The following is a 26,311-nucleotide window of genomic DNA, read 5'->3' as shown; positions in this document are numbered from 1 at the left end:
TCAGAAAAGCAATCCCTAATGCTTTTGCAGATGGGATACAGGGGATTGTAGTTTCCCCAGTAAAGGTAACACTTTCAAAGTAAAAGATATTTGTCTATATTTTTTACAACTATGAGCGTTCCACTCATGGACGCGTCTGGCTCTGGGGTAAAGGAAATATCAGAAGTATTTTCAGCCTGATCATTTTCATCAGTTTGGCTGTTTGCTCGGTTGTATACCTCTGCACCAATGGAAAATAGAGTTTGTTGAAATTCCTCTAGGAGCTGCTTCAGTTCTACTAAGGATTTGCTAGGGTCAATCATTGCGGCTTGGAGTTCTGAAACTTTTTCACTAGCCTTGGCTTTGATTTGATCGCCGATCAATTCTTTATTATCCTTTAAGGTTGTTTCGTAACTAAACAATAAATTATCGGCTTGGTTTTTGAGTTCAACCAGTTCTTTACGTTTTCTGTCTTCTTCGGCAAATAATTCCGCTTCTTGGCGCATCCGTTCAACTTCGTTGTTACTCAAGCCCCCTGTATTGGTAATCCGGATACTTTGCTCTCTGCCTGTACCTTTATCTTGGGCACCAACCTTGAGGATGCCGTTGACATCGATGTCAAAAGATACTTCAATTTGCGGTACACCACGGGGAGAGGGGGGAATTCCGGCTAGGAGAAATTTGCCGAGACTTTTGTTATCCCGTGCCATAGCCCGTTCACCTTGGAGAACATGAATTTCTACAGAGGTTTGCCCATCGACTGCTGTGGAAAAAACTTGCGATTTGCTGGTGGGAATTGTGGTGTTGCGTTCAATGATTTTGGTGAATACTTCTCCTAGAGTTTCAATTCCCAAAGATAGGGGGGTGACATCTAAAAGTAGGAGATTATCGACTTCTCCCCCTAGTACTCCAGCTTGGATAGCTGCTCCCAGTGCTACGGCTTCGTCAGGGTTGATAGAACGATCAGGGGCTTTGCCGTTGAAAAACTTGATTAGGGCGTTTTGGACGGCAGGAATGCGGGTAGAACCACCTACTAAAATAATTCGATTGATGTCTTGTGGTTTGAGGTCTGCGTCTTTGAGCGCTTGGCTCATTGGTTCGATGACACCTTCAATTAGATGGCCTGTGAGTTCTTCAAATTTGGAGCGCCCCATTTCTATTTCCAAATGCTTGGGGCCTGTTTCATCGGCGGTGATAAACGGCAAGTTAATTGAAGTATTCACCATACTAGAAAGTTCAATTTTTGCCTTTTCGGCTGCTTCCCGCAGGCGTTGCAGTGCCATTTTATCTGGGGAGATGTCAACTTTCTCTATTTCCTTAAAGCGTTCCATCATCCAGCGAACGACACAGTTATCAAAGTCGTCTCCGCCTAAGTGGTTGTTTCCACAAGTTGCCTTGACTTCAAAAACTCCATCCCCAAGTTGCAGAATGGAGACGTCAAAGGTTCCGCCTCCTAAGTCGAATACTAAAATTAGCTGCTCTTGGTCTTGCTTTTCCAAACCGAAGGCTAAGGCAGCGGCGGTGGGTTCGTTGATGATCCGCAGGACTTCTAGCCCGGCAATTGTGCCAGCATCTTTAGTTGCTTGTCTTTGGGCGTCTGTGAAATATGCAGGTACGGTAATTACTGCTTGAGTAACTTCTTCACCTAAGAAATTTTCCGCATCCTGCTTTAGCTTCTGGAGGATCATGGCGGATAGTTCTTGTGGGGTGTAGTTACGTCCACGAATTTGGACATCTACAGTATCGTCTCGACCTTTGACACAGCCATAAGGTACGCGATCGCGTTCTGTGACCGTATCTTCCCAACGCCGACCAATGAATCGTTTGATACTGTAGATTGTGTTTTCCGCATTAGTTACGGCTTGACGTTTTGCTAGTTGACCTACTAAGCGATCGCCTCCCTTGCCAAAACCCACAATACTAGGAGTAGTTCGCCCACCTTCGGAGTTGGCAATCACAATCGGTTGACCACCTTCCAAAACTGCGACGCAACTATTAGTAGTGCCTAAGTCGATCCCAATAACTTTTCCCATACTTACCAGTATTTTTACCGATTTGCTTTACAGTAATGTGTTGGATACTATCCTGATTTTGCTACCAATGCCAATTAACGTAAATATTATATTTGTTACTTTGATTGCTGGCAGCAAGCAAGAAGTTTCCCCACAAAAGGTTATTTGAGAGTGGATTGCCCGCGAACTGCATATACCCAGACAGATAGTTCAACTTGACCATTGAACAACCCAATATCCGACCGGAGGACGGCTTGCGGCTGTTGATCAGAGAGCCGCGCCCCGTGTGAGATAACAATCAAAGGGCGGGCTACAATGGGGCCAACCGTTAACAGAATCTCTCCTGTTGGCAGTGTATCAAGCTCACCCTTGCTAAAGCCTAGTCACCTTTAGTCACTAAGGCAACGACTACAGTACAGTTTAACTGTTAGCCTGACTAGACTGATTTTCCTGTGCAGGTGATGCATCTTGCTTGGGAGCAGCCACTTTCACCATTGCATGGCGCAGCACGCGATCGCCCAAGAAATAGCCGCGGACTAACTCTTCTAACACTGTTCCTTCTGGTTGTTCATCCGTAGGTTCCCGCATGACTGCTTCATGGAGGTTGGGATCAAATTCTAGACCTTCGGGACGCATGGGTGATACACCGAGGCGCTTGAGGCAATCGACTAATTGTTTGTAAACCCCTTGATAACTTTTGTGAATTGTCATCTCGCCGTCGGTTTGCGGTTTGAGGTGCGATCGCGCCCGCTCAAAATTATCGACTACTGGCAGCACCTCCATAATCGTGTTCCGCTTTGAGAGCACCTCTAGGTCTTCTTTTTCTTTTTGGGTGCGTTTGCGGTAATTCTCAAAATCAGCGGCAATCCGCATATATTGAGTACTCCGCTCATCTAGTTGCGCTTTGAGAGACTCATTTTGTTGAGTCAATTCGGCCATTGCGGCCGTATCTACTTCAGCCTTCTGTGCCGCAGCGACGCCATCTTCTAGTGTAAATGCCGTATCTCCCGGTATATTGGTTTGGGCTGCCACTTGCTCAGTAACCTCGCTGCCAGATTCGTTAGAGTTAATTTGGGCTGGGGAGTCGCTCATCATTGCTTGCTTTACCTCTGTTGGTTCACCCAATTGCTGGCTTGTATTGTTTACCTGTTTATTTTCGTCCATCATTGTCTCATCGTATTCCAGATACTGTTGATGGCAGTGTGTCGGCATATTTGGTAACCGTTAGCATTCACGATTAGCAAATCAAGCTGATTTTATTGCCGACATTTTTCTGGAAGTGATGTTACCGTCTTCATTATTGTGACAAATGATGAACGCATTAGCGTAGACGCCCCGAGGGCGGTAACCCGAACGGGTAGGGTTTCACTAAAGTTATCCTTTCATTGGCGGTTCCTGATCCAAAATCTACTCGTTAGATGCGTACACAAAGGACGCGCAGCGGTGAAAACGAGATTCTAAAAGCCGCCCTCTAGGGTTGGAACCGCCAATTTTGGACAGGTTTTTCCCTAGGGTAGCTCCAAGAGTACATCTTGTGAACGAGGGGCGCTCAATTTCCATCGCCCCTCATCATAAGTCAGTTTTTTAACTAATTACTACTTAAAATCTCACCATGAGACGATCAATGATCTTCGCTCAATCATCAGCATGAGTACTGGAGGAACTACAAAAACCTTTGAGCAGAAAAAATTCAGACACAAATTTTATTCAGTATAAATGAGCATTCTGCACCACAGTCTGGGAATAATTTAACAAGAGGTTTCTCCACTCATTGCTTATGACTTACTCCTCACCACAACGGCGCAGTACCGCTCTAACTACAAGAACCGAGTTTTCGCCCTTCGGCAACAAGCTGGTGCAATCTGGCTATGTCAATAGCGAACAGATGAGGCAGGCGCTGATTGATAGCCGCAAGTCTGGTGTACCACTGACAGACGTACTGGAGTCAATCACTGGGCAACAATTATCACCTGAATTGCTCCGGCAATACAAAAAACAACAATTATTTGAACTAAAAATACTATACGGCGTTGAATCCCTCGATCTGGAAGTCAACCAAATTGGCAACACGATGGTGGGGAGTCTGATTGAAACCCTAATCCCGGTGGATATTTGTCGTCGCCATCGTTTAGTGCCACTGTCGAAACACGAAGAACAAACCCCCCCTTGTGTTTTAGTGGCAATGGTCGATCCGGATAATCTAGAAGCTTCCGATGACCTGAACCGCATCTTGCGCCCCCAAGGCTTGGCATTGCAGCGGATGGTAATTACCCAGGAGGACTACCAACAGCTAATCAACCAATACTTGGATGACTTAGCTGTGCGGCAAAAGCACCTGGATCAAGAAAGCTCAACAGATATTAGTAAGGATTTAGAAAATCTCGATAATCTGGATTTAGATGAGGCTCCTGCTGATGATACAGAGGATGATCTAGCAAAGGGGATGAAAGAGGCCGAGGATGCGCCAGTCATCAATCTCGTCAACAGAATCCTCGCCAAAGCCTTGCATGAGGGTGTTTCTGATATTCACGTCGAACCACAAGAAGAAAACTTACGTATTCGCTTTCGGAAAGATGGGGTGCTGCGTGAGGCTTTCCCCCTGATGCCGAAAAAAATCATCCCCGCAGTCACAGCCCGCTTTAAAATTATCTCCAATCTAGATATTGCCGAGCGGCGTTTACCCCAAGATGGACGCATCCGTCGGATGTTTGAAGGACGGAAAGTAGACTTCCGGGTAAATACCTTGCCCAGTCGCTATGGGGAAAAGGTGGTACTACGGATTTTGGATAACTCCTCTACCCAATTGGGATTGGATAAGTTAATTACCGATCCAGAGACTTTGCATATTGTCCAAGATATGGTCAGCCGTCCCTTCGGCTTGATTTTGGTGACAGGGCCAACTGGTTCGGGGAAAACAACCTCGTTGTATTCGGCATTAGCAGAAAAAAATGATCCAGGAATTAACATTAGTACGGTAGAAGACCCAATTGAGTACAGTCTTCCAGGGATTACTCAAGTACAGGTGATTCGAGAGAAAGGGCTGGATTTTTCTACAGCTTTGCGGGCTTTCTTGCGCCAAGATCCAGATGTGTTGCTGGTGGGTGAAACACGGGACAAGGAAACGGCGAAAACAGCGATTGAAGCGGCTTTGACAGGTCACTTGGTATTGACAACCTTACACACTAATGATGCCCCTGGTGCGATCGCTCGATTGGGAGAAATGGGCATTGAACCTTTCATGGTTTCTAGTTCCCTGATTGGCGTCTTGGCACAACGTTTGGTAAGGCGAGTCTGTTCTGATTGCCGGATTCCCTATAATCCCACCACTGAGGAACTAGCTCGCTATGGTCTAACATCTACCGCAGATGTGGGAGTAACTTTCTACAAGGCTAATATCGTACCACCAGAAAACCTAGCGGAAGCTAAAGCCAAAAATCAGGTTTGCCAAAAGTGTAATGGCATCGGCTATAAGGGACGTTGTGGCGTTTATGAAGTCATGCGGATCACTGAAAATCTGCAAACCCTAATCAATAAAGAAGCATCCACAGACCGGATTAAGGAAGTGGCGGTAGAAGAGGGCATGAAAACACTGCTTGCTTACAGTCTGGACTTAGTGCGCCAAGGTGCCACCACTCTCGAAGAGGTGGATCGGGTGACATTTACTGATACTGGTTTGGAAGCTGAGTTAAAAGCCAAACGTAAAAGTGGTCTTACCTGCCTGACTTGTAATGCCGAATTACAACCGGAATGGCTAGACTGTCCCTACTGTATGACACCTCGGTTTATAGATTAGAGCCAGAAGGCAGAAGTGATCAAATTGATCTTGACTTCAAGCTATTGATTAATTTCTGTCTACTTATTGGCATTGTGCATTTTTTTTAAATTTTGAATGGGAGCGGAGCGACACTATGGAAATGATGATTGAAGACCTGATGGAGCAGTTGATCGAAATGGGTGGCTCGGATCTACATTTATCCGCAGGTTTACCTCCCTACTTCCGTTTGAGTGGCAAACTCACCCCCATTGGAGACCAAGCACTGAGCGCCGATCAATGCCAAAGGCTGATTTTTAGTATGCTCAATAACACCCAGCGTAAAACCTTAGAGCAGAACTGGGAGTTGGATTGTTCCTATGGTGTTAAGGGTCTAGCTCGCTTTCGGGTGAATGTCTATAAAGAGCGTGGTTCTTATGCCGCTTGCTTGCGGGCCTTAAGTTCTAAAATTCCTAACTTTGAAAAATTAGGTCTGCCAGATGTGGTGCGGGAAATGTCCGAAAAGCCTAGAGGGCTAATTCTGGTGACAGGCCCCACAGGTTCTGGTAAGACAACTACCCTAGCAGCAATGATTGACTTGATTAATCGCACTAGGGCAGAGCATATTTTGACTGTGGAAGACCCGATTGAATTTGTCTATGAACCAATTAAAAGCTTGGTTCACCAACGACAACTCGGCGAAGATACCAAATCCTTTGCTAATGCTTTGAAAGCAGCTTTACGGGAAGATCCAGATATTGTTCTGGTGGGGGAAATGCGCGATTTGGAAACCATTTCTTTGGCAATTTCCGCTGCGGAAACAGGACACTTGGTATTTGGCACCCTGCACACCAGTTCAGCGGCTCAGACTGTTGACCGGATCATTGACGTTTTTCCACATGAAAGACAAACCCAGGTGCGGGTACAGTTGTCTAACTCCTTAGTGGCAGTGTTTAGCCAAACTTTAGTGCCTAAGAAAAATCCCAAACCAGGCGAATATGGTCGGACAATGGCGCAAGAAATTTTAATCGTTACTCCCGCTATTTCTAACCTAATTCGAGAAGGCAAAACCGCTCAAATTTACTCGGCTATCCAGACTGGTGGTAAATTGGGGATGCAAACTTTGGAGAGGGTTTTAGCTGATTTATATAAAGCCGGAACCATTTCCTTTGAAGCAGCAATGTCTAAGACTTCTAAGCCAGATGAAATTCAGCGGCTGATTGGTGCCGCTGCGCCACCACCAGGTGCAAGACCAGGTGCAGGGGCGGCTAAAGCGCATTAAATTTTTACCTTGATTAGGACTGGTAATGTAGATAATTGTTAGTTGTAAGTAGTTGCCAGCTATTGACTAGTGATCACTAACAAATAATATAATTACCAAATTTCTAATTTTGAATTTCAAATTTTGAATTTTGAATTAAGTAAGTAATCTATGCCAACTTATCTTGCCCGTTTTCGGGACTCCCAAGGAAAATCCAGAACTGAAAAAGTTATTGCCGAATCCTTGGTACAAGCTCGGACTAATCTCAGAGATCAGGGTTTTTTAATCCAAGATATTAAACAATCTCAAGGCTTTCAGGCAAATTTCAACTTTAAAAAATTCCAGGATTCTCTGGTAAAAGTTTCTATTAGGGATAAGGCGGTTTTTTCTCGTCAACTTGCGGCTTTGGTGAATGCGGGGGTAGCAATAGTCAGAAGTCTAGGAGTGCTGTCTGAACAGTGTACTAATCCTAAGCTGAAGAATGCTCTTTTGAGCATTAGCCTAGATGTTCAAAGCGGAGCTAATCTTTCAGATTCCATGCGTAAGCATCCTGACTGCTTTGATGGTTTGTATGTGAGTATGATTCAGGCTGGGGAAGTTGGTGGTGTTCTCGATGAAGTGCTCAATCGTTTAGCCAAATTATTAGAAGATGTCGCCCGATTACAAAACCAAATTAAATCAGCCTTGGCTTATCCCACGGTTGTGGGTTTTTTAGCAACTGCTATCTTTTTGGGCATGACGATTTTTCTCATTCCCATTTTTGCGAAGATATTCAAAGATATAGGAGTGGAATTGCCTCCTCTAACCCAATTTTTGATGACTTGTAGCGAAATATTGAGAAGTTGGCGGTTAGCAGTTGTCTTTGGTGTTGTTATAGCCCTGAAAATTGCCTATAATCTGTATTACAAAACTCCCGTTGGTCGGGAAAATATCGACCGTCTTTCTTTGAAGATGCCTTTATTTGGCGACTTGATTCAAAAATCTTCAATTGCCCGCTTTAGCCGTACTTTTGGTTCTCTAACTCGTTCTGGTGTACCAATTCTGACTTCTTTGGAAATTGTGCGAGATACATCGGGAAACCAGGTGGTTGCTAATGCTATAGATGCAGCGCGTTTAGAAATTCAACAAGGAGGCATGATTAGCATCGCTTTGCAAAAAGCATCTGTTTTCCCGGCGATGGCAATTCAAATGATTAGCATCGGTGAGGAAACTGGGGAATTAGATGCGATGTTGATGAAAGTTGCTGATTTCTATGAAGATGAGGTGGAACAGGCAGTTAAAGCACTCACCAGTATTCTGGAACCGATTATGATTGTGGTTTTGGGGGGTATGGTGGGGACGATTTTGCTGGCAATGTATCTGCCTATGTTCAAGGTATTTGAAACTTTAGGCTAGCTGATGATTAAAGACAAGATGCAGGAACAAAGATGAAAATTGTATTTTCCTAACTGTACATATTCAGCCGACAGTTAGTTTTTCATCCTTGTTTCCACCTCCCAGATTGATTATTTTGGTTAATTCATACTTCACAGAACTATGCCTGTGCAAAAATATCTCTACGAAGCTAGCTTGGCGGAGTATAGCCATCATCTGGCGGCGATCGCATTATTGAAGCAGCATCGCCCATACTGGGAAATGATTCCCAGTCTCCGCCGTCCAGATGAAAGTGTGATCACTATTCCTTTACCCATTGTCCGGCTGCGGGAAAACCAAACAAAAACCTCACAAACTCTCTGTCTACCCTGTGATGTCGCTATTTTGATGTGCGACCCGGAGTGGAAAATCAAAACCGGGGCTGAAATTTTGCTGTTTATTCATCGCCCCCATGAACATTTTTCTGAGTTGTTGGGACGCTGGCGACAAACCCAGGTTTGGCTAGATAAGGAATATGAGTGGATGATGCACCCCCGCTACAGCCATATTTTGAGTGAGGGGGCTAATACTATCTATCCTCTATTTGTGGTTTTCAGTGAAACGTCAGAACTTATCCAAAGGGGTCTTGTGGGTGCTAATCTGCCATTTGTCATGCAAACACCCCCATCTTTAATTGAAGAGGAAACGATAAATTCTTACAAAACTTAAACTGAAGGTAAAAGGTAAAATTCCAGAAGAAACCCACCCCGTAAAAAGTGCCTTTTGACTTCCCTCTCAGGGAAGGGTTGGGGGTGGGTGCTGTTGAAATCACGAATTAAGGGAGTTTGGTATTATCTAACAAACTGGGGCATAATTTCCGCTGCGGTGAATATGCCATAAATGTCCCGCTGGTGCAATTGCTGACCGGCTTTGAGATAGCCAAAGGCGGGGCCGCAGACATTAGCTGCCATGCTGGTTTCATCGCCAAGGGTAAAGGTATGGGTAGAAATTTTACCTTCAAAGGTGCGCCCTGTGATTTTAACGTTGGTGCTGAGGGGCTTTTTGGGGTTGCGGGTATCGACTACACCACCAACTGTAACGCGATCGCGATCGCATATTCCGGCCACTTCTAACATGACATCATCGGCGTGTTCCATATTCTCTAAGGTCAGCACGCCATTAGTTTTATCTAATAGGGCTTCTACTTCGGCGTCAGTCATCGCCCTAGCTGCTTCTACAGTGTAACCAGGCATGTGTCCAATATCTTCGCGGACGGTAGCGCGGTAAGCTTCCCAATTAGCAATTCCCACCCCAAAGGTAATTTCGACTTTGTGAATTTCGGCGTAACTTTGGGCGGCTAATGCAGCAGCGGCGGTTAACAATCCAGGTGTTGCACCACAGCCTGTCATGTAAGTAATTCCCGCAGCTTGCAGTTCCTCTTTCATCGCCAAGAGTTGTTCTACTGCACTGGTGCGTTTAATCGCATCCACCAGCACACCCCGCCAACCGGCTTTGATAAACTCTTTAGCGACAGTGGGAATAAAGTCATTTGGTAAGTTGGGTAAAGCCAGGAAATACCCCTCTACACCTTGGGTGCTGGCGATTAAATCTTGAATACTCTGATTTGATAATGTACCAACTGGTTCTAAATAACCTACAGAACCTTGAGATTGGTAAGTTGCAATGCAACCATCAGTATTTAAACCTTCCGCCGAGTAAGCATAGCCTTTTTGGTCTGCGACTGCGACTAAAATCATTTCCCGTTTTCCAGCCAGGACTTTAGCCGCTGCTTGTCCGAGTCCACCAAAACCGAGGACACCGACGCGAATGGGTGAGGGGGAATGATGAGAAGTGTTCATTGGTGCTGCATTCATAAGTCAATTTAGGGCGGATGTACGTGAATTTTACAAAAAATAGCTAGTTATACTTTAAGAATCTAATCTCATCTAGAAAAATAGTACATGAACATAGATTCTCCAATTCTTCAGTTTTATTCAAAAAAGTCCTCAGACGTTCGCGGGCGAATGATAGAACAGATATGGCAGCAAGATCATGAATGGTTAGAAAAGACCCATGATTATATTCAGTGGTTATTTCCACTGACAGAGAAGAGCCGCTTTAATCCTCACGCACCAATTTTAACAGAGGAAGATATCCAGGCTTTCAGGAATAGAGAAGATTTGAGAACCCATCTGACTAAATCTTTAAAATTGATGCTTGACTTTTATGGATTATCATGCTCAGAAATGGAAGGCGCTAAGGTTGAGATTACCCTGTCTCAATCATTTTCACAGCGCAAGCAGGTATGGGTTCACTGGGGCAATCACAATCATATGCGTATAACCAGAATTTTGAAATGTCTTCGGTTGTTGGGATTGGAAATCTACGCACAAGCTTTTTTCAAGTGTTTACAGCAAATATATATCTTAGAAAAGGGTGAAATTACTAAGCTCACTTTATCCCACTGGCAAGAGGCTTTACAGGTTTAATTTTTTAATGAACATTTATTAGCGCGTTATTATCCTGAATATAAATTATTTCTTGCTGTGAGTGGAAGCACTTGCAAAACAGTTTTTGAAGAAGAAGCTGGTCGAACCTTAATTGAAGATGGTGTGATTCGTTTATTTGGCTTCGATACTGAACAGGAGGTAATTGTGAGATGGATTCCTTAACTAATCAATATCGTCTAATTATTAAAAAGATTCTCGAAGAATATGCTGATTTTCTTGGCAATGATGAACAAGTTAAACTTGAACTAGTATTAGATGAAAAAAATGATCTTTATTTATTAGTTGAGTCAGGCTGGCAAAATGGTTATCTTATCTATGGAACTTTGTTACATATTGATTTAATTGATCATAAACTTTGGATTCAACATGATGGTACAGAAGAGGGAATTGCTAATGAGTTGGTTGCTGCGGGGATACCAAAAGCGCACATAATTTTAGCCTTCAAATCCCCTGAAATTCGGCAATATACAGAATTTGCTGTTTCTTGAGTAAAAATTTGTTAATCACGGCTTAGTGAAGCCTTTGAGTGGGTATAGTGAACATAAGCGCTAATGTATAATTAGTTATTGTAGGGAGATTGAATAATTTATTGACAGATGGACAACTTGAAGCTCAAATCCTGGCTTTACCAAATGATTCTCTAGCATCATTGATCGCGCGTCTTCTTGAACATTTAGGACAAGTTGGTGAAATTGACCAACAAATTGCAGATTAATGGTTACAAGAGGCAGAATTACGGGATGAAGATATGAGTAATAGTAAAATTATTGGTGTTTCAGCCGAAGAAGTTTTTAATAAACTGCATCTTTCCAATGAAAATCTTATTACGGGATGAGGAGATAAATGACATAAAGGAAATGGGAAACTGATGAAGATGAAATGATTCATCATTTAAAAGCACATAGAAATTTTATAGGCTGGGTAATTGACAAACTAAGAGCAGAGAAAATTACCTGTGATAGAACTAAAGGACGTGATGCTAATGGTGATATTATTTACCACCGATAAAGCTTGGGCATCGCTTTCGCTATCAACACAAGCATAAACTCCACATCGATTTTTCCGTTGGTTCTTCACCTTGGTTGTGATCTAGAGTAATTTAGATACGTTTGCCCTGCTATAGCAATCCTATTTGATTTGTGAACAGTTTTTTTTTAAACGAACCGCCAAGACGCCCGCACGCAGCGTTCGCGAAGCGTGCCGTAGGCTCTTGCCCAAAGGGCTGTAGAACGCCAAGGGAAAGAGAATAATCAGAGAGGTTGCAAGTTTCACAAATGATTTAGGATTGCTATATACCCACCCCCCTATTGAGCGCCGCAGATGCAGTTTACTATATGTAGCAGTATTAAAAAACTTCCTTAGTCTATAAATACTTTATAACTTTTGTTAGATGAATAACTAGCTTTTTATTGCTAATTTTGAATTGTGTTGGTGGCAGCTAAATTGGTGATATAACCAAGATGATTTTACTGAACATGGCTAATTCAGATTATTAGCTAACCAATAAAGCTCTGCTATAGCGATTAAGAGTTACGTGAGGTACAGATAATATTTGGAAACGCAAAGGGACGCAAAGTAAAGCGCAGAGGTACGCAGAGATTTGTACCTCAGCAGACTAGGAAACGCTATAAGTAGGTTGGCGTAAATAATTCAAGGTTGGTAGTCAGCGGCTCTTAGCCCTAGGAAAGAGGGCTGAAGCCCTCACTACGAGCAAATTTCAATAGTTTTTACTTTGCTTAACATAGTTTGATTTCTTTTCGCCTACTTACTTAAGTGAAAAGTCATTTACATTGAATTGATGGAGTACAATGATGGCAAATTTATTTACTAAAGCGCTAAAGACTATTAAGTCTATTTATCAAAGCTTTGAATTTAAGCGCTTTTTTGCTGTGGCCTTAGTTGGTTTTTTAGTTCTAGCAACAAGCTTAGATTCTAGTATTGAATCTGGAAGTAGTAGCAACTCTGTAACCAGAAAGCTGGACAAAGTTGTACATCAGGATGATGCTGATAGACCCAAAACTACAGGAGAATGGAACAAAGAAGCTCGCCAAACAGAAAATGCTGCTGGTGAAAGAGCTAAAAGAATTGCTAAAGAATCTGGCGAAGCTCTAAAACAATGGGGTTCTGTCTACCCAGACACAGCTAAGAGAAGTGCTAACGACCTCCAAAACAGTAATAACTGATTAAACTCAGCAAGGTTGCCACCAACCCTGCTGGCCTTCAAAACGGAAGGTGAAAGTTTCCCTCTACCGTAGGGGTAAGCTGACAATCCTATAATGTGCATACCATCATTCAATCTAACTCTTGTGGGGTGGGCATCCTGCCCGCCCTTGATGTTCAAATTAAAAGCCCAACAGCTTAATACTGTTAAACCGAGATCAAGCAGGCATTTCGCTATCGCTAATCTCGGTTAGGTTGCTTCCGTGTAGATAAGGGTATAGAAATCGCATTAAGTAAACCTAATCATCGGCTGTAATTCCTACGGTAGATGCTTTTAAAGAGATGTCGTCAAACGAGTATTTACTAACAGATGCCACCAAATGTTGCCACTGCTACATCTGAATATGCTTTGCCGCTCTAATCTCAGCATAATGGTGGTTGATAGGGGAGAAACGTGAATGTTTTCATGTGAATGGTAGTTTTTGTAAGTTAATAATTTCGGCTAATTGTGGCAATTTAAATTTAAAATGATGAAAAATACATTATTCGATAAAATCTTCCGTGACAGCGAGGGCAAAATTGTTTTAGCTCAGATGCCAAACTTACCGCTTATTGTTTGGATAGGAGCTAGTTTGCTCAAATTAGTTTTTACAACAGGTGTTGGGAATACAGTGTTAAACGCAGTTGCTTTTGGCTCTTTATTTACTTGGGCGTGGCTTGAATTATTTCAAGGCGTTAATTATTTTCGTAGAGCGCTAGGTCTTGGCGTGCTGATTGGTGTTATCGCATTAACAACTGTGGGTATTGATACACTTGGCATTGAGCCGAGATAAGAATGAGTGCGGAAATAGGGGCAGAAAAGTCTTGATTTTTCGTTTGGAGTACAATAGGCGCTAAAAAGTTTTACTATCTGGATGAGCCAAAACCCATACTAACTTATTTGTCAATGTAATAACTGCCGAATAAATTGGACAAATTGCGTATTTATCATGTAACTTTTTCTGGGCTTTATTGTGGATTAATTGATTCAACTGATGATAAATCTTCTGGAATGGTTCTTGACCTTTTTTGAATTCAAAATGCAAAATTCAAAATTCTGTTAGGAAGAAGAATTAAGATTTTGAATTGATTAATTTTGGGTTCAGAGCTACCACTGATTGTCTTTAATTTTTAATTTTTAATTTTGAATTCCCCGAAGGGGTTGACCCTGCCGATGTCTCTCTCTGACAGGGTTTCAGGGTTTTTCTACCTCTAACTGACTCAGATAAATTCTGTTTACATAGACCCCGTCGCAAACGGCAGCTGGACATTAGGCATAGTCAGGGTTTAAGGTAGGAGGGATCACTTCTATTCTGAGAAGTGGAATTAATGGAAACCTTTGTACCTGGATGACATACGGGTGACGAAGTGCCGTCCTAAGTCACTTCTATTCTGAGAAGTGGAATTAATGGAAACGCCTCAGCCATCGAACTTACGCCACCTTTCACTATGAAGTCTAGGATGTCACTTCTATTCTGAGAAGTGGAATTAATGGAAACACGAGATAGTGGGCTGTATTGCACACTACTATTACGTGGGTACAAGTCACTTCTATTCTGAGAAGTGGAATTAATGGAAACTCTTCCCGAAGGTATTTCTCGGCATACCTATAAATTGAGTCACTTCTATTCTGAGAAGTGGAATTAATCAAAATTAAAAGGTCGGATATTAGTATCCCGACCTTTTTTAATAACCATTAAATATAGTTTAAATATTTACTTGCTACTCGCTATAAACTTTAACAATATCCTCGCCCATTCCCCTAACTTTAACTACTAACTCTTGTGGCTGTAACACCTTCAAACCCCCTCCAAACCCAACAATCCAGCGGATAAACTCTACATCACCCAAACACCATTTAGGCAATACTACCCGAAAGCGATTAGGGAAGTTTTTATCTCCGGTTTTCTTGAGACAAAAAATCGACTTGGGGGAGTTTAACTTCCCTCCTATTACAGGTGGAGACATCTTCATTTGCTGTGCAGGAAATCTCTTAGTTCCCTCAGCAATAAATCTAAACATAGCATCATTAAACCATAGCTCTACTGTGACACAGACTTGCGATCGCTTTTCTTTGTCCTGACTGAGAAACAGAACCTGGTCACTAGCACTGTACCCTAAAAAAATTCCCGCACCAGCAGCAGAGAGTTTATGCAGTTTCTGTAATGACTTTTCTTGTTCCAGCCTGGAACGTACTCTCCCTTGAGGCTGACCGATAAACAATCTATCCAAGCGTTCAAATCGGAACAACCCCGCATGCTTTCCACCTTCACACTCATAACCCAAATACCACGCAGAGTTACAAAACACTATTTGCAAAGGAAACGCCAGAAAGAACCCTTCTTCATCAAGGGCAAACTTGCCGCCACCAGGAAAGCGATTTAATTCTAGCAGTTGTCCGTTAGCGATCGCCTCTTCCAGTTGCTGTAAATTGCTAGAAAGCGCCTCTGGTGGTAAAAAAGCTGAGTCAATCATACTACGATTGGCTATTGCGCGTACCGGATACACATCACTTACCCCTAACTTACTCTGTGCCATGCGAGTAGCAAAAGTTTCATAAATTTCCAGCGCTACGGGATCATCAAAGCTTTTCGCTTGAGACTGAAGGACGCCAAACACCTTGATTAATTCATGTTCTGACAAAATCGCTGTCCCCGCAAAGTAGCCATTTCTGAGGGGAAACTCTGGTAATATTTTATATGGTTTCAGAACCTTTTCAATATCTTTGCGGACAGTATCTAGCTCATCATCGTTGATAATTCCATTATTTTGGAGTGCAGACACAAGAGTTTTTAAACTTCCCTTACCTAAATCTTGCAAAAACGGGTGGTGCAGAATCAAGCAAATTGTCCGCATCAACCGCTGGAAACTGCCTAAATCAGAATAGGCGTGGGTTACAAAAGAAGATAGGGCGCTGGAGTCATATTCCGGTGGGGAACTCGCCACCCCCAGAAAGTGGGGTAATGAAGAGATAGTGTTGACGCCAATTAGACTATTTTGTTTTAACCAGAGTAAATCAGATGCAACGGCATTTTCATCAGCATAGATATTACCGCACAATTTAGCCATAAAGGCATTAACTTCCGCCGCCGCACTAGCAAACTGAGGAACATTCCCAAAAATGCTTTCTAGCAAACTGGGCTGATTTGCTTGCAGATTACCAATTCCCGGATAGCGAATTATCAGAGAAATCAGATGCATTAAGCGTTCAAAGTCCAGCAGCTTGCTATAAGAGTGCAAATTGACATAGCGGTTGCGGTTGGCGCGGTTGATGAGGGTACGAGAAAGCTGTTGAATTTGGGTTGGGATTTGTTGAATGTCAAACTTGGGGGAGGTGACATCGATTTCTTTTACTACCGCAAATCCTTCTGCTGCTATTGGCGGAAAGTCTTGCAGAGACTTGTGCATACTCTCAATTACAAAGTCTGGAACCTGGCGAGGGCGTTGTTGGTTCCATACCTTACAAGTCGCAAGGGGAGTTTGCAAGTACCACCCCATCCACAGTACAGGATTTGTCAAATATAAGTTAAACTTTTGCAGTAAATCCATCCGCCACCCACGTCTGGCATTGGTAGCGTCATAAATTACAGCATAACCTTGTGCGGTGTCTGCGGCAGACAAAGCCAACGCCTCAACTATCTCAGAGATAACTTTTTTCTCAATTTGACTCCACTCACCCTGGATAGTTGCATCGCCGTAGAGTTGTTGGCGAATAGCGTCGGTAGAGACAACGCGATAATTCCCCAGTTTAGCTAACTCGGCGGCGAAGCTAGATTTCCCACTACCAGGGATACCAATGAGAAAGTGACAGATAGGAGGGGTAGACATTTTGTTTACATACTCAGGCTGATTTTTTTGTATCTTCTTTTAAACTCAAAATCTAGTCCTGTCAAGCGAATCACGAAATTATCACCACTTCTCTACTGTAAATTTCGTCATTCGCATGAGCAGCAGTTTACAACTTTCAGATTACCGCTAAGATAAAAACACAACATAAATCGGCAAAAGTTTACACAGTGAAAAATATAAAAACCATATCATTATATTGCTCACGCTGTAGGAGATAGAAGGATTTTCGACCTTTTTTGAATTTAGCAATCAACAACCAAACTCGCTGCTAGGTAATAAATAATTGTTACAAAATTTTTTTCTTTCTAAAAAGCTAAATAAAAGCTTGTATGTTGAAAACCTAGTGTATAAAGGAAATATAGCTAAATGAATGAATATACTGCTATCACCTTTGCACCAGTTCAAGGGTTTATTGAGAAATCCCGCAAACTCCGCGATTTGTATGGTGCATCTTTGATTCTTTCTTATCTGAGTCAGCAGTTAGTATTGGAAGTTGAGAAACGCCCAGGACTAAAAGTAATTTCTCCAGCAAGTCATAATTTGCAGCAAGGGATGCCTAATCGGATTCTGATTAAAGGAGAAGTGAGTAAGGAGAAAGCAGAGGAAATTTTACTCACCGCATGGAAGAATATTTTACAAGTATGTCGGACTTGGGTTGAGAAGAAATTACCTAATTATCAATACCACTGGGAACGGGAGTGGACGCTTTGGGGTTGTCACACCTGGGAAATATTTCAAGGAAGAGGTGACAGTATCCAAGCAGCGATGGATGATTTGGAGACTCGGAAATTATCCCGTGCTTGGACTGCGGTTAACTGGATTGGTGAGAGTTCTAGCTTGACGGGTACGGATGCGATCGCATTTCCGGGACTAGGTGCAGAAACTCGTAATCCTAAAAACATGAACTATCGTTCAGAAGATGATAGCATTAAAGGCTTTTATACACAACTTGCCAGAAAATTAGATAATTGTCCACCTGACAAAGAACCAGAAGGTAAATATATTGCCCCTAACGAAAAACTGAGTATTCCTGAATTGGTAAAACGTCTAATTACCTTGCCAGAAATAGCAGATTTAATCAGCCAAGCAATACCTAATAATCAACCATTAGAAAAACTCAAACGATTTCAAGAAATTGAACGCAAACCCCAACCCAATAAAAACGTACCTGGACAATGGACAGGTTGGTTTATGGGAGATGGTGACAAAGTTGGAGATTATTTAAAAAAATTAGCAGATGGAAATGATAGTGATATAAAAATTGAAACATTTAGTCAAGCAATGCGAAATTGGGGAAAACAATTTGAGCAAAATTTTCCTGAAGACTTAGGTAGAGTAGTTTATGCAGGTGGCGATGATTTTTTAGGCATAATTTATAGTAAAAATCCTGCTGAACCGATTCAACCATTAACAGCATATCAATGGTTAATGGCAATAAATGATAAATGGCAAGAACATAAACAGAGTATTACTGTAAGCGTTGGCTTTGTCTGGGTTGCTGGTAGCGTACCTCAGCGAGACGTTTTACAACATTGTCGAGAAGCGGAAAAAGTAGCTAAATCTTTAGGACGCAACCGAGTCACAATTAGAGTAGTTTTTAATAGTGGTCAATATGTGCAGTGGACTTGTCCTTGGGATTATTTGCATATTTTAACCAAGTATCGAGATAGAGAAAAACAATCTAACTGGAGTCACGTTTATCAAGACTTAGCACATTTAGAATCTCGACGAACATTTAAAATTGAGAATGCCAAAGAAGCCTATATTGTCAAAAAATCAGCAATTGAGTTTTTTGAGCTTTACTTTCCAGGAGAAGGACAGAAATTACTAGAAGATAAAAATTATAAATTAGCGCAATATCTAGTTGGGTTTAACGAAAATGATGACGAAATAGATAGAGCAAAAGCCACAATTGATTGGATGACAGATTTAATTAAAGTAGGTTGGCATTTATGTTCAAATACCTAATTAGTATTAATCCGTTAGGATTTATGTATGGAAGTGCTGGGGCATTTCTATCACCAGAAAACTTGGTTGGTCGTTCCGGTGCTAAATTTCCTCCTGAAGCTTCCACACTATCAGGTTTAATATTTAGCATCAGCAAAACGACCGGACAATTTCCTCAAACAGAATTGAGAGACAATCTCTATGTCACAGGCCCATTTTGGGCAAAATCTAATAACAAACAAAACTTTTATATTCCCATTCCCTGGCATAAAATCATCTCTAAAAAAGGCATAGGAGAATGGCAAATAGAAAATGGTGAATGGCAGTTAGAAAAAGATATAGAAAAACCAGAACCTGATTATCGTTGGCAAACTATAGACTCTTGGAAAACATCATCAAAAGGACTCAAAGCAAGTAAATCAATTGCTGATAGTCCTTGGAAATTCGTTTCCTTTCTCCATCCTAAAATTCAACAATCAGAACGTTGTGTAGAAAAATCCGACGGACTATTTCTAGAAAACTCTGTGCAGATTCCCGACGATATCTGTTTAGTTTATTTATCAACCTATCCCATTGATAACGGTTGGTATCGGTTCGGAGGTGAAAATCACATTGTCGAAATATCCTGTGACAAACTGAATCAAAAAACAGTAGATATTTTAAATCAACCCATCGGTAAAAGTTTCGCTTTAATCACACCAGGAATTTGGGGTTCTAACCGTATCTCTTACCGTCAACCTCAACATGATAACTTTCCTGAAACTATGCAAATGCTAACTGATAAACCAGTTCCTTATCGTTATCGTTCCCAAGGAACATTAGGAAGAGGACGTTATGCTGTTCCTGCTGGGAGTGTTTACGTTCTCAAAGAACCCATAAATAAACCTTGGTGGGAATGGGATGAAGCATGGTTTCCCAAAGAAGGCTATAGCCTCAAAAAAGTTGGGTGTGGTTTGTGTTTACCAGTAGAAATTAAAGGAGTTGCATAAAATGTACAAAAAAGCTTATGGCATAATTGAAAGTTTAGCACCACTTCATGTAGGTGCAACAGCCGGACAAGAAAGCGGGAATTTAAACCTAATTTTCCGCGACCAATTTACCCAAACTGGTATCATTCCCGGTAGTTCTATTCGTGGTCGTCTGCGTTCAGAAATGCGTCTGCTAGAAAATGGAGAAGCAGAAACAAACTATTGGTATGGTAACGAAGCAGGTGCAGAAGAATCAAATAACAACGAATCTATCGTTAAATTTGAATATGCTTCTATTATTTGGATTCCTCTTTTTTGTCCAGGACAACCAATAGTTTGGATAACCTGTCGTCGTTTACTGCAACGTTATCAAAGAATTGCCGGTGATACTGTTCAAGTTCAAGTAGATGGTAAAACTAAATTTCTCAAAGAAGTAGAAATTCCTGATGCTTATACTGGTTCAAAAAACTTGAGAACAAAATCATTACCTGGTGGGACGAAAACCTTATTCTTTAACTTAGGTTTTGTAACTATCAAGAAAACAGTAGACTTATCTCCTTGGTTTCCCGCTAAAAAAGAGCAACCTGCAATCATAGTAGATGATAGTGATATCGGCATGATTCATGATATGGCTTTATATCGTCAAAGTCGTGTGCGATTAAAACCAGACCAAAAAGTAGTAGTTGGTGGTGGTTTCTTTAATACCGAAGCTTTACCAGAAGGAACAATTTTAGTATTTCCGATTGCTATCAGAAATGATAAATCTGGGAAAAATTGGCAACCTTTCAATGGTGGTCAAAGCACAGATATTTATCTTGGTGGTTTAGAATCAATCGGCTTCGGTCATTGTGAATTAACTTTAAATGGATTGTAAATATATGACTTGGAAATCTTACAACTTAGACCAAGAGGCACAAAAATTAGTCCTCAAGCATCGTGACAAAAAAGGGGTAATTGGTCAATCTCACAAAATGCGAACTACTGTAGCTTATGGTTTAGAACGCTTTTGGGGTGAACAATTACGACTGTTAGGTAAAAACGACCCTAAAGAACGCGCTAAAGGTGAATATTGGCGCGATACTTGGAAAGCTTTTGTCGCACTTATGAATAATGCCGGAATTAAACTTCCTCAAGAAGATGTAAATGGCAGTACTACTCCAGAAATCCAAAAATATGCTGCTAAATTATGGGAATTTCCCATTGAAGACCAAAGAATCTGTTTAGCAGTTCTCACACAATTTTGTGACAGTTTAGTTTGGTGGACTCAGCGTTATAAGAAAACAGGAGATAGTGATGCCGAATAGCAATGAAGTTCCTTTAATGTTTCAAGCACCAGTCAAAGGACGGGGACAAATTCAATATATTCAAGAACCTGAAAAGTCAGCAAGATGGGTTAAGGAATGGGTAGATGCTGCTGCAAAAAAACCTCCTGAATTTACTAACAAGGTTAAAACCAAAGAATATAAAATTACTTGGCGTTTTGTTTCTAATAGTGGACAAGATGACGATATCATTCGACCAGTAATAGCTGCTAATGGGTTTCCCTATTATCCTGGTGCAAGTATGAAAGGTGCTTTTTTACGCAGTTGTAACCCTCAACAAGCACAAAGATACTGCGGTGGTCAAATTTCTAGTAATGAAACCCAACCAGGAATACTCCGTTTTCACGGTGCATATCCTCATGATGATAGTTGGGGTAAAGAACCATTAATTGATGTGGTTCATCCTCAGCAAGATTGGCAAGTTAAAAATAGTGAATCTCATGCAGCTTTTTTGCAAATCTCCCTCTATCAACCAACTTTAGTTTTTGGTATTTCTAGTCAAATTCAACTAGATGAAAGTGAATGGCAAACTATCTGGAGTATCTGGGATAAAGCCATAGAACGAGGTATTGGTTCTAGAGTTAGTGCTGGTTATGGTCAACCTATTAACCACCCGGAAACTAAGCTGATTACTGTTAATTTAAAAGGACAAGGATTAGCATCACAATTAATAGACAAAACTGGTGAATTTCGCCCGAATATGTTTAAAGCCGCTTTACGTGGTCATACATTGCGGCTATTTAGTGCTGTGACTGATGAGAATACAGCCGAGGAATTAACTAAAGAACTTTGGGGAGGGTTTGCAGGTGCTAATGGTGCAGTAGTTGGTCAATTAGGAATTGCATTTAATCCTGTGGAGTTAGAACTAGATGAATTTAGATATAACAGGGTATCTATGCCTACTTATCAATTAGATAAAGGCGTTTTAAATATTCTTTGTATGAGTAATTGTACAGATGAATATAAAAAGGAATTGAAAATTTTAGCAATGCAGCTTTTACGATTTTCCATGCTTATCGGTGGTTTTGGTAAATCAGGGCGCAGAATTGACCATCGGATATTCTTCCCGCAATATTTAGACAATAGTAATAAACCGATGATAGGCTGTCACTGGGAATTTACTAAGCAATCAAATAATTACTATTTCCCTGTTAATAATATTAAGCATATCACGAATATTCTTGATAGTGTTCAGAAAGCTGTTAAGAATTGGCTGATATTCAAAGGGAAAACGCCAAGTAATCAAGTAAGTTCATGGCGTGAATCTTTTCATGCTCAAAAGGTGCAAGTTTGGGGACGTATTGCACAGGATGAAGATGATAGTTTAGCTGTGAGATGGTTTCATGGTAATTACAAAGGAAGTCAATCAATTAAAGGTTCTAAATTGACGGGTAAAATAGGTAATGTTGGCAGAATTTACCATCGGATGTACCCACATTATATCAAAACAACAGAAGGGGAGATAAGACGCAAAGGTAGAGAATATGTAGAGTTATTAACTATCTTTCCAGATACAAGAGATGAGAGAACACAAGAATTTATCACCTTTTTACCAACATCTGGATTTACTAAACTTTGGGGAGTATAAACTATGGCTATTTGGATGGTGACGACTGGTAATAGTGATGTTATTCTCAAACACGATAAAACTTGGGGAAGGTTACATGATGAAGCCAGTCATAATCTAGAATGCTCAGGTTTTGGCTCTGCTTCCAGAATTAATCCTGATGATAAAGATGCTGGATATACCGTACCAGCTAGAATATTAGGTTTAGTTTATGCAAATCAATCAGAAGAATACTACAAAGATGATTTAAAATTTCCCCTGCTTGATACATATTCTCAATATTTAACAGATGAAAATATCAAAATTGAAAGAATAATTATTCTGCTGACAGACCAATCTCAGATATTTAGCAGTGATGAACAAAGACTTAACGAATTTTCTCCCTATTGGAAAGATACTTGTACCCTTCAACCTCTATTAGAATGGTATTTTAAAAATCCAAATTTTACCTGTCAACCAGAATTTCAATTTTTAGCCCCTCAGCAAATAAATAAAGGTGTTGATAACTGGGATGCTACTTTATCACTGGTGGAAGCAAAATTAACAGAGTTAGATATTGATGTCAATCAGGAAGTTTATGTTAGTCATCAAGCAGGAACACCTGCAATATCTTCTGCTGTCCAGTTTGTAACTATCGGGAAGTTTAAAAAGGTTCAGTTTTTAGTAAGTAATGAATATTTCAATGAAAATTATGAACTAAAATCTAAATCCGATACAGTCGAAAGTTCTCGTTATCAGCGAGGTATGCAAATTCAAAAAGCCAAGCAGTTACTAAATAAAGGACTACCTGCTGCTGCCAAACAAATATTAACAGGGATAGCTGATGAACAGGTTATTAAGGAGATAAATGAAATTGCCAATTTATTTAATCTCAACAATTCTTTATTTCATGGTAGAAGATTTGATATTCCCTCAGCAGTTGATAGAATAATTACTGCTTTAGACTTAGTTGAGATTTTCTTTAAGCAAGAGAATTATATTCAGGGTGTTGCACTTTTGAATGCTACCCAAGAGACCTTTTTAAAGGTAGCTTTACTGTCTCAAATCAAAAAGATTGACAACTTGACTATAAAATTATCCGATTTGTTAAGTTGGAATGAAGATGGATTAAAACTTAAATCTCAACAGGATTGGGAGAGGAATGTAAGCCCATTTAAGCCAATAGATATATTGAAAAAATTAAACTTTCCTGCTCCAGAATCTCGTCAACCTGATTTTAGTTACTGGGAAAATTATACAACGAATAAAAGCCAATATTACAGATTGCAAAGAAATAATAAGCAGCTAGAATGGCTAATTGCACTAAGACCTGATTTTATTTCCTGGAGTGTTTTAGATTGGTCATGTAAGTCTGATAGAGAAAAATCTGATGACTTACGTAATCAGTTATTACATAATTTATTAGGAGTTAGTCAAGAGGATGCTATTAAATACTTATTAGGATATGAAAAAAACTTAATTAATTTGGTTAAGCAAGACAAGAAAAATACAAATCTAGTTTTGCAAACTTATCAAGATTATGTAAAAAGACATTTTATCAAAGTTTTAAAGTTATTTGGAATTTGGAAAGAAGCTACAATTGAGAATCAATTGGAGAAACAATTAAATAATATAGCTAATTTACTCCTTTAATTTGGTATTGTTCCGTGTTTACTTATCAGCAAAGCCTTGGTACGCTTACTAATTAATTACAGTACAGTAGCTTTTGTAATTATGTGCGATCGCCAAACCACGAACCCTGATAAAATAAGGATACAAAGACAAATCTTGTTATGAGTTTATGATTCATCGACACAGCCCGGCAAATCGCTGAAACCCTATATTTTCCGTTGAGGTGTGTCGATTGCTTACTGGGAGAGCATTTCAGCTATGAGTTTGACTCAATTTTGGTCAGTGTATATAATCTTTTTTAGAGATGTGTCGATTTGGCGGCTGAAACCCATACTGGGTAAGGGCTGCCAGACTAACTCCCCACCGATTGGGTTAAATCGGAATTATTGGAAACGTTTCCGGCTACAGCCAGCGTATGGCTGAAATGTGATTTGACCCCACCGATTGGGTTAAATCGGAATTATTGGAAACAGCGCCTTTGCAATCGCATGGACACTCCCACCAAGCTCACCCCCACCGATTGGGTTAAATCGGAATTATTGGAAACACGGAGAAATCCTCTCCCTCTAGGTATTTTTGTATCACCCCACCGATTGGGTTAAATCGGAATTATTGGCAACACTCGAAAGTCAATCCCAAAGAAGCCCTGCACGCCCACCGATTGGGTTAAATCGGAATTATTGGAAACTTGACCAGGAAGTCCAGGATGAAAGCCTTGCGCAGGCCCCACCGATTGGGTCAAATCGGAATTATTGGAAACTTTTTGCACATTTGACCCCGTTGCGGCAGGGTCAGCAAAAGCTGGAAACCGTGATTATCTCGTTGACCCCGCCGATGTCTCTCTCTGACAGGGTTTCAGGGTTTTTCTACCTCTAACTGACGCAGATAAATTCTGTGTGCATAGACCCCGTCGCAAACGGCATCTGGACATTAGGCACAGTCAGGGCTTAAAGTAGGAGGGGTCGCTTCTATTCTTAGAAGTGGAATTAATGGAAACCCGCCTATGGCCACCGCGGCGTAGAGTAGCGCTGTTTGCGCCGCTTCTATTCTTAGAAGTGGAATTAATGGAAACATTGTTAGTGCCTCTAGCGATTCGAGTACTAAAGAAGTCGCTTCTATTCTTAGAAGTGGAATTAATGGAAACTTGCCGGGGCGAAAAACGTTCCAGCTTTTCCTCTTTACTGCAATGTCGCTTCTATTCTTAGAAGTGGAATTAATGGAAACTAGGCAATCAGTCCCACCCCCGCCATCTCAAGCAGCGATGGCCGCGCCTGTCGCTTCTATTCTTAGAAGTGGAATTAATGGAAACTCATGGTTCACATTGTCGTACTCCCACCGGGGAAGTGTCGCTTCTATTCTTAGAAGTGGAATTAATGGAAACACTTACCCATATCGGATAAGTGGCCTTCCCCGCACTCGCCACCAAGTCGCTTCTATTCTGAGAAGTGGAATTAATGGAAACAAACAGAACCAAAAAGCTATTATCACGGAAGGCATTCCGTCACTGTCACTTCTATTCTGAGAAGATTGTAGGGTGCGTCAGACTCGATAAATCTGGCAAATAAACAGATTTTTGACATCTGACGCACCCTACTAATGTGCCAGTTGCGTAAGTCCTGGTCTTGTTAGCTAAGGGAGGGTATTTTTATCCGCGCTATAGTTGCATTGGACTATTCATCATCATCTAGTTCATCGTCTTCATCAAAATCATCATCGTCTAACTCAGCTTCCAAATCGTCGGTTTCATCGAAGAAATCGTCATCTTCATCATCAATCACTTGAATTTTCCTTATTATGGTGAGCCATCACCATCAGAAGCACCATATATTTATAGAAGTCAAGCTAAAAGTGGCACTTGTTTTTTTATGCTTACAAGAAACAGACGGGAGTTTGAAAGCCCCGGAGGAACAGGCGCACAGCGCCATACTCCGTACTTCAGACCGGGGATGAAAAACGACTCGGTAGGCTTTAGCCTACCTGTA

At 41.1% G+C, this 26,311-nt stretch carries 20 protein-coding genes, 2 pseudogenes and 2 CRISPR repeat arrays; of the genes and pseudogenes, 16 read left to right on the top strand and 6 right to left on the bottom strand.

Annotation, left to right across the window (positions count from 1 at the left end; genetic code table 11):
- Positions 1-74: 74 nt before the first annotated feature.
- Both dnaK and grpE read right to left on the bottom strand, forming a co-directional pair.
- Positions 75-2,012: a molecular chaperone DnaK gene (dnaK, locus tag H6G32_RS24445; protein WP_190463048.1), complete on the bottom strand. Its 1,938-nt coding sequence runs from the start codon at positions 2,010-2,012 to the stop codon at positions 75-77.
- A 399-nt stretch (positions 2,013-2,411) separates the two neighbouring features.
- The gene (grpE, locus tag H6G32_RS24440; protein ID WP_190463057.1) at positions 2,412-3,158 is read right to left on the bottom strand and encodes a nucleotide exchange factor GrpE; all 747 of its coding nucleotides are present in this window, start codon (positions 3,156-3,158) and stop codon (positions 2,412-2,414) included.
- Between the two features lie 610 nt (positions 3,159-3,768).
- Here grpE and H6G32_RS24435 point away from each other — a divergent pair.
- The 4 genes from H6G32_RS24435 (at position 3,769) to H6G32_RS24420 (ending at position 9,085) form a co-directional block, all read left to right on the top strand.
- Positions 3,769-5,784: a GspE/PulE family protein gene (locus tag H6G32_RS24435; protein WP_190463046.1), complete on the top strand. Its 2,016-nt coding sequence runs from the start codon at positions 3,769-3,771 to the stop codon at positions 5,782-5,784.
- 115 nt (positions 5,785-5,899) lie between these two features.
- Complete coding sequence (locus H6G32_RS24430) at positions 5,900-7,024, top strand: type IV pilus twitching motility protein PilT (RefSeq protein ID WP_190463044.1); 1,125 nt, start codon at positions 5,900-5,902, stop codon at positions 7,022-7,024.
- 150 nt (positions 7,025-7,174) lie between these two features.
- Positions 7,175-8,398, top strand: a complete 1,224-nt coding sequence (locus tag H6G32_RS24425; protein WP_190463042.1) for a type II secretion system F family protein — start codon at positions 7,175-7,177, stop codon at positions 8,396-8,398.
- Between the two features lie 141 nt (positions 8,399-8,539).
- Positions 8,540-9,085 carry a hypothetical protein gene (locus H6G32_RS24420; protein WP_190463040.1) on the top strand — a complete coding sequence of 182 codons (546 nt, stop codon included), beginning with the start codon at positions 8,540-8,542 and terminating at the stop codon, positions 9,083-9,085.
- Positions 9,086-9,207: 122 nt separating this feature from the next.
- Here H6G32_RS24420 and bioU read toward each other — a convergent pair whose 3' ends face one another.
- Complete coding sequence (gene bioU / locus H6G32_RS24415) at positions 9,208-10,230, bottom strand: (S)-8-amino-7-oxononanoate synthase BioU (RefSeq protein ID WP_375539816.1); 1,023 nt, start codon at positions 10,228-10,230, stop codon at positions 9,208-9,210.
- A gap of 87 nt (positions 10,231-10,317) precedes the next feature.
- Between bioU and H6G32_RS24410 the strand changes: the two genes are divergently transcribed.
- The 4 genes and pseudogenes from H6G32_RS24410 to H6G32_RS26490 all read left to right on the top strand — a co-directional run bounded on the left by H6G32_RS24410 (position 10,318) and on the right by H6G32_RS26490 (position 11,581).
- Complete coding sequence (locus tag H6G32_RS24410) at positions 10,318-10,845, top strand: opioid growth factor receptor-related protein (RefSeq protein ID WP_190463038.1); 528 nt, start codon at positions 10,318-10,320, stop codon at positions 10,843-10,845.
- A 21-nt stretch (positions 10,846-10,866) separates the two neighbouring features.
- Positions 10,867-11,028: pseudogene (locus tag H6G32_RS26960) on the top strand (element excision factor XisH family protein); the annotation flags it as partial.
- Positions 11,016-11,354, top strand: coding sequence for a XisI protein (locus H6G32_RS24400; RefSeq protein WP_190463036.1), 339 nt, complete (start codon positions 11,016-11,018; stop codon positions 11,352-11,354). The pseudogene H6G32_RS26960 and the gene H6G32_RS24400, both read left to right, overlap by 13 nt.
- 89 nt (positions 11,355-11,443) lie before the next feature.
- The gene (locus tag H6G32_RS26490; protein WP_199328234.1) at positions 11,444-11,581 is read left to right on the top strand and encodes a hypothetical protein; all 138 of its coding nucleotides are present in this window, start codon (positions 11,444-11,446) and stop codon (positions 11,579-11,581) included.
- Between the two features lie 218 nt (positions 11,582-11,799).
- Here the strand turns inward: H6G32_RS26490 and H6G32_RS24390 are convergent, their stop codons facing one another.
- Positions 11,800-11,943 carry a hypothetical protein gene (locus H6G32_RS24390; protein WP_190463034.1) on the bottom strand — a complete coding sequence of 48 codons (144 nt, stop codon included), beginning with the start codon at positions 11,941-11,943 and terminating at the stop codon, positions 11,800-11,802.
- Between the two features lie 734 nt (positions 11,944-12,677).
- On the opposite strand from H6G32_RS24390, the gene H6G32_RS24385 reads away from it, so the two are divergent.
- Positions 12,678-13,049 carry a hypothetical protein gene (locus tag H6G32_RS24385; protein ID WP_190463053.1) on the top strand — a complete coding sequence of 124 codons (372 nt, stop codon included), beginning with the start codon at positions 12,678-12,680 and terminating at the stop codon, positions 13,047-13,049.
- Between the two features lie 507 nt (positions 13,050-13,556).
- The gene (locus tag H6G32_RS24380) at positions 13,557-13,859 is read left to right on the top strand and encodes a hypothetical protein (RefSeq protein ID WP_190463051.1); all 303 of its coding nucleotides are present in this window, start codon (positions 13,557-13,559) and stop codon (positions 13,857-13,859) included.
- A gap of 63 nt (positions 13,860-13,922) precedes the next feature.
- Here H6G32_RS24380 and H6G32_RS26955 read toward each other — a convergent pair.
- Together H6G32_RS26955 and H6G32_RS24375 are read right to left on the bottom strand one after the other, a co-directional pair.
- Positions 13,923-14,093: pseudogene (locus H6G32_RS26955) on the bottom strand (IS4 family transposase); the annotation flags it as partial.
- A 273-nt stretch (positions 14,094-14,366) separates the two neighbouring features.
- Positions 14,367-14,719: direct repeats of the CRISPR family, unit length 36 nt; unit sequence GTCACTTCTATTCTGAGAAGTGGAATTAATGGAAAC.
- A 68-nt stretch (positions 14,720-14,787) separates the two neighbouring features.
- Positions 14,788-16,893: a WYL domain-containing protein gene (locus H6G32_RS24375; protein ID WP_190463033.1), complete on the bottom strand. Its 2,106-nt coding sequence runs from the start codon at positions 16,891-16,893 to the stop codon at positions 14,788-14,790.
- Between the two features lie 387 nt (positions 16,894-17,280).
- Between H6G32_RS24375 and H6G32_RS24370 the strand changes: the two genes are divergently transcribed.
- The 6 genes from H6G32_RS24370 to H6G32_RS24345 are packed head-to-tail and all read left to right on the top strand — an operon-like array spanning position 17,281 to position 24,350.
- Positions 17,281-18,882, top strand: a complete 1,602-nt coding sequence (locus tag H6G32_RS24370; RefSeq protein ID WP_190463031.1) for a Cas10/Cmr2 second palm domain-containing protein — start codon at positions 17,281-17,283, stop codon at positions 18,880-18,882.
- Complete coding sequence (locus H6G32_RS24365) at positions 18,867-19,850, top strand: type III-B CRISPR module-associated Cmr3 family protein (protein WP_190463029.1); 984 nt, start codon at positions 18,867-18,869, stop codon at positions 19,848-19,850. Before H6G32_RS24370 ends, H6G32_RS24365 begins: the two co-directional genes overlap by 16 nt.
- 1 nt (position 19,851) lies before the next feature.
- Positions 19,852-20,703, top strand: a complete 852-nt coding sequence (locus H6G32_RS24360; RefSeq protein ID WP_190463027.1) for an RAMP superfamily CRISPR-associated protein — start codon at positions 19,852-19,854, stop codon at positions 20,701-20,703.
- A 4-nt stretch (positions 20,704-20,707) separates the two neighbouring features.
- The gene (locus H6G32_RS24355; protein WP_190463026.1) at positions 20,708-21,133 is read left to right on the top strand and encodes a hypothetical protein; all 426 of its coding nucleotides are present in this window, start codon (positions 20,708-20,710) and stop codon (positions 21,131-21,133) included.
- Positions 21,123-22,739 carry a hypothetical protein gene (locus tag H6G32_RS24350; RefSeq protein WP_190463024.1) on the top strand — a complete coding sequence of 539 codons (1,617 nt, stop codon included), beginning with the start codon at positions 21,123-21,125 and terminating at the stop codon, positions 22,737-22,739. Before H6G32_RS24355 ends, H6G32_RS24350 begins: the two co-directional genes overlap by 11 nt.
- A gap of 3 nt (positions 22,740-22,742) precedes the next feature.
- Positions 22,743-24,350: a hypothetical protein gene (locus tag H6G32_RS24345; RefSeq protein WP_190463022.1), complete on the top strand. Its 1,608-nt coding sequence runs from the start codon at positions 22,743-22,745 to the stop codon at positions 24,348-24,350.
- 942 nt (positions 24,351-25,292) lie between these two features.
- Positions 25,293-25,791: direct repeats of the CRISPR family, unit length 34 nt; unit sequence CGCTTCTATTCTTAGAAGTGGAATTAATGGAAAC.
- Positions 25,792-26,311: the final 520 nt, after the last annotated feature.

Origin of the sequence: Cylindrospermum sp. FACHB-282 (genome assembly GCF_014697195.1) — a bacterium.
GTDB lineage: Bacteria > Cyanobacteriota > Cyanobacteriia > Cyanobacteriales > Nostocaceae > Cylindrospermum.
Note: the sequence above shows the minus strand (reverse complement) of the source record. Positions and strands in the feature narration are given on the sequence as shown.

Coding starts and splice junctions, on each gene's coding strand:
- dnaK (WP_190463048.1), bottom strand. CDS start 2,012: ATGGGAAAAGTTATTGGGATCGACTTAGGCACTACTAATAGTTGCGTC.
- grpE (WP_190463057.1), bottom strand. CDS start 3,158: ATGATGGACGAAAATAAACAGGTAAACAATACAAGCCAGCAATTGGGT.
- H6G32_RS24435 (WP_190463046.1), top strand. CDS start 3,769: ATGACTTACTCCTCACCACAACGGCGCAGTACCGCTCTAACTACAAGA.
- H6G32_RS24430 (WP_190463044.1), top strand. CDS start 5,900: ATGGAAATGATGATTGAAGACCTGATGGAGCAGTTGATCGAAATGGGT.
- H6G32_RS24425 (WP_190463042.1), top strand. CDS start 7,175: ATGCCAACTTATCTTGCCCGTTTTCGGGACTCCCAAGGAAAATCCAGA.
- H6G32_RS24420 (WP_190463040.1), top strand. CDS start 8,540: ATGCCTGTGCAAAAATATCTCTACGAAGCTAGCTTGGCGGAGTATAGC.
- bioU (WP_375539816.1), bottom strand. CDS start 10,230: ATGAATGCAGCACCAATGAACACTTCTCATCATTCCCCCTCACCCATT.
- H6G32_RS24410 (WP_190463038.1), top strand. CDS start 10,318: ATGAACATAGATTCTCCAATTCTTCAGTTTTATTCAAAAAAGTCCTCA.
- H6G32_RS24400 (WP_190463036.1), top strand. CDS start 11,016: ATGGATTCCTTAACTAATCAATATCGTCTAATTATTAAAAAGATTCTC.
- H6G32_RS24385 (WP_190463053.1), top strand. CDS start 12,678: ATGGCAAATTTATTTACTAAAGCGCTAAAGACTATTAAGTCTATTTAT.
- H6G32_RS24380 (WP_190463051.1), top strand. CDS start 13,557: ATGAAAAATACATTATTCGATAAAATCTTCCGTGACAGCGAGGGCAAA.
- H6G32_RS24375 (WP_190463033.1), bottom strand. CDS start 16,893: ATGTCTACCCCTCCTATCTGTCACTTTCTCATTGGTATCCCTGGTAGT.
- H6G32_RS24370 (WP_190463031.1), top strand. CDS start 17,281: ATGAATGAATATACTGCTATCACCTTTGCACCAGTTCAAGGGTTTATT.
- H6G32_RS24365 (WP_190463029.1), top strand. CDS start 18,867: ATGTTCAAATACCTAATTAGTATTAATCCGTTAGGATTTATGTATGGA.
- H6G32_RS24360 (WP_190463027.1), top strand. CDS start 19,852: ATGTACAAAAAAGCTTATGGCATAATTGAAAGTTTAGCACCACTTCAT.
- H6G32_RS24355 (WP_190463026.1), top strand. CDS start 20,708: ATGACTTGGAAATCTTACAACTTAGACCAAGAGGCACAAAAATTAGTC.
- H6G32_RS24350 (WP_190463024.1), top strand. CDS start 21,123: ATGCCGAATAGCAATGAAGTTCCTTTAATGTTTCAAGCACCAGTCAAA.
- H6G32_RS24345 (WP_190463022.1), top strand. CDS start 22,743: ATGGCTATTTGGATGGTGACGACTGGTAATAGTGATGTTATTCTCAAA.